The organism is Candidatus Syntrophosphaera sp. (assembly GCA_019429425.1).
Taxonomy (GTDB): Bacteria; Cloacimonadota; Cloacimonadia; order Cloacimonadales; family Cloacimonadaceae; genus Syntrophosphaera.
Genome location: JAHYIU010000100.1, coordinates 1 through 7827 on the forward strand (window position 1 = coordinate 1; position 7827 = coordinate 7827).

Consider the following 7827-nt stretch of genomic DNA (forward strand, 5'->3'; position numbering starts at 1 on the left):
CCCTGGAACACCTGAACGCGTTCCTTGCCACCTTCCTTAATTTTATAATGGACCTTCACCGTGTCGCCTGCGCGAAAGTCGGGAAAGTCGGTTCTGATTTGGTCTCTGCCAACTGTGTGCAGAATATCCATGGTTCCTCCCATATATGTACTCGGAAGAAATGCGGTCCAAAACGACACTCACGGCACTGCGGACGGAAAGATGGTTGTATTCCCCGCAGCCTTGGACGGGCTGGAGGATGTGGTCCGCCAACTGATGAACTTCATCACATAATCCGTAACCGGTCCCAAAGATGATCAGGATCGGCTTTTCGAGTTGTGTCAAGGTCTTCAGATAGCCATAGGATATCTGATTCTGCATGTTCCGCGCGGTCGTTGTGATAACTCGCGGACGCATCGCTTCCTGCTTTGTAATCTCTGTCAAAGTGGTTTCGATCGTATCGCTTTGCCTGATCCGGGACAGGGCCAGGCTGCGGTCAGGGTTGTAGGGCAGATCATCGTTTTGCCAAAAGTTCCGGATGCTGGCCAGCAGGCTTTTCTGCGCGGGATCGGAGTGGATGATGTAATACGCTTTGACCCCGTAGGTGAGGGCAGCCCTGGCGATATCGTGGATATCGAGGTTGCTGATGGAGGTCGTCACGGTCTGACTGGCTTTGTTCAGGACTGGATGATGGGCCAGGGCGACGTAGAGCGCGCTCATTTCTTCAGGTCCGGACGCCGTGTCCGGGTGAGCCTCCGCGCCTGGTCATTCGCCCACTGGTCAATCTTCTTGTGGTTCCCTTCCCTGAGGACGGGCGGAACGGTCTGTTCCATCCAGGTTTCCGGCCTTGTGTAGCAAGGAAATCCCAGTCCCTCCTGTTCTGCGCTGAACGAATCGCTTCCGGCGGAATTGATGTCGCCCAGAACTCCGGGTTGAAGCCTGGCCACGCCGTCAATGAAGGCCATGGCGGGGATCTCGCCTCCGGAGAGGACGTAGTCGCCGAGGGAAAGCTCGTCGCAAACCGCGATGTCGCGCAGGCGTTGGTCGAGCTCCTTGTAATGTCCGCAAAGCAGGATCACACGAGGCAAACCAGCATAATACTCCAGGTCTGGCTGCTCCAGTTTCCTGCCCTGGGGCGTGAAATACACCACCGGGGCCCAGGATTCATCAAGCAATTCTTTCAGGGATTCATACACAGGCTGGGCCTGGATCACCATGCCGGGAAACCCGCCAAAGGCGTAGTCGTCGACCTGGTTGTGCTTGTTGCCGGCATAATTCCGGAAATCCGTTATCCGGACCTCCAAGGCCTTACGCGCGATCGCCCGCGCCACCATGCTGCTTTTCAGAAACCCGGCAAAAGCGCCGGGAAACAGGCTGAGGACCTCGATCTTCATCATGAATCCCCAAAGAGCAGGCTGGCCGCGTTGACGAGCACCACCACTCCCGGGTCGTGAACGATATCGGCCACGAAGTAATCCACCCAGGGGATCAGGATCTCTTTTCCGCCTTGGGCTTCCACCACCAGAACGTATTGCGCGTTGTTGTGGAAATAGTCCGTGACCTTCCCCACTTCGCGGTTTTGAAAAACCACCGTGTAGCCGATGACCGGCTCCGGGTCCTCACCGCCTGCGTTGGGGTTTTCAATGGCCAGGATCACTTCGCGGTGCTTCTTACGTTCTTCGGCGATGCCGTCCTCGGCGAATTTCACCCTGATCTTACGATCGGATATATCTCTTTCACTGATAGTTACGTAAAACACTCTATCGCTGTTAAAGATCAAAAAAACATCTTCGGCCGCGGCAAAAACAGAACGATACCGTGGCTTGACCAGAACCTGATAAAAACCTTCGCCGTCGGGTCCGCCTAACCTGCCGATGCCGGTCAGATCAGAAAATTTCATCTACTCGATGATTTCGAGTTCGGCCCTTTTCCCTTGTTTCGTGCTCACCGCGTTGATGATGGTACGGATCGCCCCGGCTGTGCGGCCACGTTTGCCGATCACCTTGCCGATGTCGCTTTTGGCGACCCGTAGTTCATACAGCGTGATCTTGTCGCCGGCTATCTCGGTGATGTTAACCTCACTGGGATCGTCAACAAGCGCTTTCACCATGAATTCGATCAGGTCCTTCATTGTTCACCTCTTCAGCTGTTGTCTGCGTTGGGTTCTGGGCGGACTGCTTCCGCTTCGGCTCTTTTCTCTATTTTCTGCTCGTGCCGGAGCTGCAAGATACCGGCCTTGCGCAACAGCGACCTCACTGTGTCGCTGGGTTGCGCGCCTACACCGAGCCAATACAGGGCGCGATCTTTTTCTATTTGAATTTTCGAAGGAGTGGGCTTGGGATCATACCAACCTATGCACTCAATGTATTCCCCGTCGCGGCTCTTGCGTGAATCCATCGCCACGATGCGGTAAAAAGGCTGGTTGTTCGCTCCCATCCTTCTCAGTCTCAGCTTGACCATTATTTCTCCTTGGCTATTTTCCAGTAGATTTATCTATAATAAGCCAATGTTTTTGTGAGTCCCGTTTTCGTCAAGCTATTTCTTGCCTGCGGCTTACTTTATCCCGTCATCTATCCATCAGTGCCGGAATCAATGCCATGTTCCTGGGCAGCGAACTGAGTTACCCGCACACAGCATGCCTTTCTCCAGATGACTTCATCCAATGTTTGCCGCACCCTCGCCCAACACTTTCCCAACTGGATTCGGGAAGTGTTGGATGATATCATCATTGGCGCAGGTTATCTGACTGGCCGCGTCAGAAGATCAGTTCGCTCACATTGATATAGATCAAGTCCCCATAAGTGAAGGGCTGGTCGATCTCCAGGCCATAGGCGTCGATCTTCACCTTGCCGTTCACCTCATATTCGATCTCGCCTTTGAAAGCGCCTTTCACGGCATTGACGATGGCCTTCCAGTTGTTGATCTTGAAGGTCATGCTGCCTTCCCGGGAATAGACCCTTTCGTCAAATTCCAGAGGCTGCAAGATCTCCCCCGTGCCCGCTTCCCTGCCTCCGATGGAGATGGTGGAGGGAAAACTTTTCAATTTGAACTGGAGCCCGTAGGGATTGAGGATCAGAAAATCCACCGCGATCTGGCTTTGGGCCAGGCGCACTTGTTTGACGTAGCTGCGTTTGATCTGGAAAATGTCCTGCCCGTCGGCTTTGAATCCGGAGACCACCTTTTCCAGTTGTTCTTTGATGTCGATCTCATAAGGCTCTTCGAAGCTGAATTTCTTGCTCACGCCCAAAACCTTGCCCGATCCTTCGCCGGAGATGTAGACAAAGACCTTCTGGTCGGAGTGGTTGACCATTTTGACCGTGGGCCGGGTATCCAGGGAAATATGGAAATCAAGCGCGTTGGAGCGCTTTTTGGGGATCTCCACGGCCTTTTTCAGTTCCACGGAGCCGATCCGTTCCCGGGTCCTGTTCAGCAGATTGACCTCCAGTTCTTTCAGGATCAGCGTGTAGCAATTGGAATTGTTGACGCTGATGGACACTTCCAGATTGGTCTTGTCCGGATCTATGGAGAGCACCTTGACGTCGTGGACCTTCTCCAGGGTGGGGGTCTTGAAGAGTTTGCAGGAACTCAGGCCGATCAGCGCGAGGCCGATCAGCAGGCATTTTAACGCTATTCTCATGAGATACCTCAATGTTTTATCCTATGGATTGTTTCACTATCACGGCACACAACTCAGCCCCAGACGCGGAACCAGGTCTCCAGGGCAAAGACGTTGAAGATCATTTCGGCCTGGGAATCGTCGCCCCGCAGGTATTTCTGCCAGTTAGCGCCAATCCGGGGCAGGTCCCAGATCCCGCGGCGGCGGAATTCAGCCGAGGCAAACATCGCTTCCACCTCTTTCTGCATGCCTCCGCGCAGCCACAAAGCGTGAAAAGGAGAGCCAAAGACGGATTTTCCCTGTCTGGCAAAGACCTCCGCGGGCACGATATCCCGCATGGCCTGGCGGTGCACGTGTTTGCCCGTCGCGTGGCTGATCTTGTAATGGGAGGGAAGGGAGAAGGCCAGCTCCGCCAGTTCGTGGTCCAAAAAAGGCACCCGGCTTTCGATCGAGGCGGCCATGGACATCCGGTCCTCCCAATGCAGCAAAGTGGGCAGGGAGGTGCTATAAACAGCGTTGTAAAGGAAATTGGAGAGTTTTCCGCCCTTCGTATCGGCCACTCCGGCGAGGATGGCCTCGCTCAGCGAAGTCCGGCAGCGTTGGGTGAAATCGCGGTTGAAGGGTTCGAAGCGCAGATATTTGAATTCCAGATCGTAGAGCCGGGATTCGGGCAACAGGGTCGCGAGCAGGCTCTTCGTCAGGCCGGACAAGCCTTTTCCTGCTCCCTGGGTTTTCAAGAAAGCACCGATCTCGGCCCCCAGGTTTTTCAGTTCGCCTTTCCGGAGCAGTTCGGCCAGATACCTGTATTGGGCGTGTTTGTAGCCGGCCGTGAGCTCATCGCTGCCCTGTCCATCCAGCAGCACCTTGATCCCTTTTTGCTGGGCCAGCTTCATCACTCCGTATTGGGCGGCAAATCCGGCTCCCACAGGCAGATCGTTGTACCAGGTGGCATCTTCAAACCAAGCCAGGGCGTCCTCCACTCCCGGCGAGGTCAGATGCGATGCACAGCCGCATTGAGATGCCACCGCGGCGATCCAGCGCCTTTCGTCCAGGGCGGGGACCTCGGCGAAGAAGGAGGAAAAGGTTTGCAGAGGCTTGGCAGCAAGCTTCGAGGCCGCGCAGACTATGGCTGAGGAATCCAGGCCTCCGCTTAAGCAGGCGCCCACCTCCACGTCCGAGCGGAGCTGCAGTTTCACCGCCCTTTCGAACAAATCCCGGTATCTTTCGACCGCGTCGGTAATAGTCAAACCGCTGGAGCCAAAGGTGTCCGGATCGAGGCGATGGTAGCAGCTTCGGATGATGCTTCCATCCTGGATGATGAGGTTGTGGCCGGCTGGCAGAGCATTGATGTTTCGCCAAAACGTTTCCTCGCCATAAACCTGCAGTGAATTGATCTTCATGGAGCGCCAGAGCATCGGCTCGTTGAGGCTTTTGTCCACTCCGGTGAGCAGGAGTTGTTTAATTTCCGAGCCAAAATAGAGAACGCGGTCGTGAACGCAGTAGTAGAATGGTTTAACGCCAAAGCGGTCGCGGGAGCAGAAGAGCTTCCGCCCGTCCCAGATCGCCAGGGCCCAGATCCCGTTGAAGCGTTCCAAACAGCCTTCGCCCCAAGCGTGATAGGCCTTGAGGATGACCTCGGTGTCGGAGCCGGTTGTGAAAGCGTAGCCGGCCAGGGTCAGCTCATCGCGCAGCTCGAGGTAGTTGTAGATCTCGCCATTGAAGACGATAGCCAGGCCCAATTCCGGATCGTACATCGGCTGATGCCCGCCCTCGCTTGTGTCCAGGATGGCCAGGCGCCGGAAGCCCAGACCCAGATTGGTTTTAAGCCCGGGGTCAAGTTGCGGATGGAGCCTCCTGACCGCTTCCGATGAGGCCTTCCCGCTGAACTGCAGGCCAGTCCATGTTTTGGAGTTCCAGAGGAAATAGCCCTCGTCATCCGGCCCGCGATGGCTGACGGCCAGAGTCATTCTGGCCAAGAGGACCGTATCAACCTTGCTGCCGTTTTCCAGACTTATTATTCCTGATATTCCGCACATGATGGGGAATCAGATATCTGAGGCTGTCCTTTAGGTCAAGCACTTTCTCTGGCCGGCCCAAAAATCAGTTGACAATATCATCCCTGTTGGGATGGTGTAAACAATAAATTTTTAGGAGTATCCACATGGAAGGAAAGAAGCACTACCTCGAGGCGGCCAAACGGGCAATGGATTGGCACGCCAACTATCGCAAACAGATGCGCGACTGCAGGTTCGACACCATCGCGGTGCACGGGATCTACTCGATGCAGGAATCCCTGGATTACAATCAGGGCTCGATCATGGAGCCGATGTACCTTTCAGCTTCACAAGCCTACCGTGATTCTGACGAGATGGAACTGGGCCTCGGCTATCAGATCCCGACCTGGTGTTATTCCCGTATCGCCAACCCCAGCATGTATTACCTGGAAGGGCTTCTGGCGCTTCTGGAGGAATACCACAGTGGCGTGGAAGCATCCTGCCTGGCGACGACGTCAGGAATGTCCGCCATCCGCACCGCCGTTGAAGAGTTTCTCCATCCCGATCCCCACCATCCTGAACGGCCGATAAATTTCGTCGCAACCTCACAGGTCTACGGCGGCACTTATCAACTCTTTTCCGTGCGCAAGGACCAGGAAAGCCGCTGTGAATGGCGCAAGGTCATCAATTCAGCCGACCTCGGCGAATGGGAGTCCCTGATCGATGAGAACACCCGGTTCCTCTATGGCGAAATGCCCAGCAACCCCACCCTGGCCTTCTTTGACCTGAAGAAAGTGGCTGACCTCGCGCATAAATATGGAATTCCCTTTATTGTCGATTCCACCGTGGCCACGCCCGCGCTGATGCGCCCCTTAGCCTTCGGCGCGGACATCGTCGTGCAGTCCGTGACCAAATCCTTGGCCTGCAGTGGATTGGGCATCGCCGGAGCCATCATCGCCAGAAAAAACATCACTTCCAAGATCGACAACGCCGCCCTCAAGGAAGACTTTTGCACCTATCTGAAGCTGCTCCCCGCCCGCGATTACGGCCCAAACCTTTCACCCTTCCAGTGCGCAATGGCCATCAACGACATCCGCACCCTGCGCATGAGGATGGACGCGATGTCCCAAAACACCATGCGGATCTCGGAATTCCTGGCCAACCACAAGCACATCGACAAAGTAAATTACCTGGGTCTGGAATCTCACCCCCTGCATCCGTTGGCCAAAAAATACATGTTCCTGGTGGACGCCGAGGATGATCCCAACTACATGCAGCCGGTTAACCGCTATGGCCATCTGATGTCCTTTGAAGTGAAGGGCGGAGCGGAAGCCTGCCGCAAGGTGTTCGACGGCATGACCCGCATCTGGCGCGCCACAGACCTCGGCAGGATCAAATCCGTGGCCACCATTCCAGCCATCTCCACCCACTCCCAACAAGGCGAGGAAGGGCGCAAACTTGCCGCCATCCCCATGAACCTGATCCGCCTGAGCGTGGGAGCCGAGCATCCCGACGACGTGATCCGCGACCTGGATCAAGCCCTGGCCACACTCGATGGCAAGACAATCGACCACTCCGCGCCAGATTACTCTGCCGGAGGAGCCTCTTCAGCCCGGCTGAGGAAATGATCCCCGGAACAAAGATGCCGTATTATTCGACCAACCTCAAAGCCCGCCAGGTAACATTCAAACAGGCCCTGCTGAAGGGTCTGGCCGACGACGGCGGACTCTACATGCCGGTCGCGATCCCAAAGCTCTCCCAGGACGAGATCGCCTCCTTGAGCGACCTGCCCTACCCCATGATCGCATTCACCATCGCCCGAAAGTATCTCCACGAGGAGATCCCGGACGCGGACCTGCTTCGCCTCGCCGAAGAAGCCTACAACTACGACGTACCCCTGGAACGGGTGGAGGGTTCGCGCCATCTGATGCGCCTGGACCAGGGGCCGACGGCTTCTTTCAAGGATTTTGCCGCCCGCCTGATGGGCAGGCTGATGCAGTATTTCCTCGCCCAGGACAAAGAGAACCTGCTCATCCTCACCGCCACTTCCGGCGACACCGGCAGCGCGATCGCCAACGCCTTCTACGGGCTGGACAACATCCAGGTCGTGGTCCTCTATCCCGAAAAGGAGGTCACGCCCCGGCAGCGCAAACAAATGACCACCCTGGGCAAAAATGTCCGCATTATTTCCATAGACGGCAAGTTCGACGATTGCCAGGCTTTGGTCAAACGCGCCTT

Annotated in this window: 9 protein-coding genes; 2 read left to right on the forward strand and 7 right to left on the reverse strand. The window is 55.8% G+C overall.

The annotated features are described in order from the left end of the window. From K0B87_08785 to asnB, 7 genes are all read right to left on the reverse strand, one after another. Positions 1-131 (reverse strand): 50S ribosomal protein L19 (locus K0B87_08785; protein MBW6514833.1); only part of this gene is annotated, 131 nt, incomplete at its 3' end. A 564-nt stretch (positions 132-695) separates the two neighbouring features. Beyond that, positions 696-1373, reverse strand: a complete 678-nt coding sequence (gene trmD, locus K0B87_08790; protein MBW6514834.1) for a tRNA (guanosine(37)-N1)-methyltransferase TrmD — start codon at positions 1371-1373, stop codon at positions 696-698. Further along, positions 1373-1879, reverse strand: a complete 507-nt coding sequence (locus K0B87_08795) for a PRC-barrel domain-containing protein (GenBank protein ID MBW6514835.1) — start codon at positions 1877-1879, stop codon at positions 1373-1375. The genes trmD and K0B87_08795 overlap by 1 nt, the downstream gene beginning before the upstream one ends. Next, on the reverse strand, positions 1880-2110 hold the full coding sequence (locus K0B87_08800) for a KH domain-containing protein (GenBank protein MBW6514836.1): 231 nt from the start codon (positions 2108-2110) through the stop codon (positions 1880-1882). Between the two features lie 11 nt (positions 2111-2121). Further along, on the reverse strand, positions 2122-2442 hold the full coding sequence (gene rpsP / locus K0B87_08805) for a 30S ribosomal protein S16 (GenBank protein ID MBW6514837.1): 321 nt from the start codon (positions 2440-2442) through the stop codon (positions 2122-2124). A 292-nt stretch (positions 2443-2734) separates the two neighbouring features. After that, positions 2735-3616 carry a hypothetical protein gene (locus K0B87_08810; GenBank protein MBW6514838.1) on the reverse strand — a complete coding sequence of 294 codons (882 nt, stop codon included), beginning with the start codon at positions 3614-3616 and terminating at the stop codon, positions 2735-2737. A 53-nt stretch (positions 3617-3669) separates the two neighbouring features. Beyond that, positions 3670-5631, reverse strand: coding sequence for an asparagine synthase (glutamine-hydrolyzing) (asnB, locus tag K0B87_08815; GenBank protein ID MBW6514839.1), 1962 nt, complete (start codon positions 5629-5631; stop codon positions 3670-3672). A 125-nt stretch (positions 5632-5756) separates the two neighbouring features. Between asnB and K0B87_08820 the strand changes: the two genes are divergently transcribed. Next, positions 5757-7217 (forward strand): aminotransferase class I/II-fold pyridoxal phosphate-dependent enzyme, encoded by a 1461-nt coding sequence (locus K0B87_08820; GenBank protein ID MBW6514840.1) that lies wholly within the window; start codon positions 5757-5759, stop codon positions 7215-7217. 14 nt (positions 7218-7231) lie between these two features. Continuing rightward, on the forward strand, positions 7232-7827 hold a 596-nt coding region (locus tag K0B87_08825; protein ID MBW6514841.1), incomplete at its 3' end, for a pyridoxal-phosphate dependent enzyme.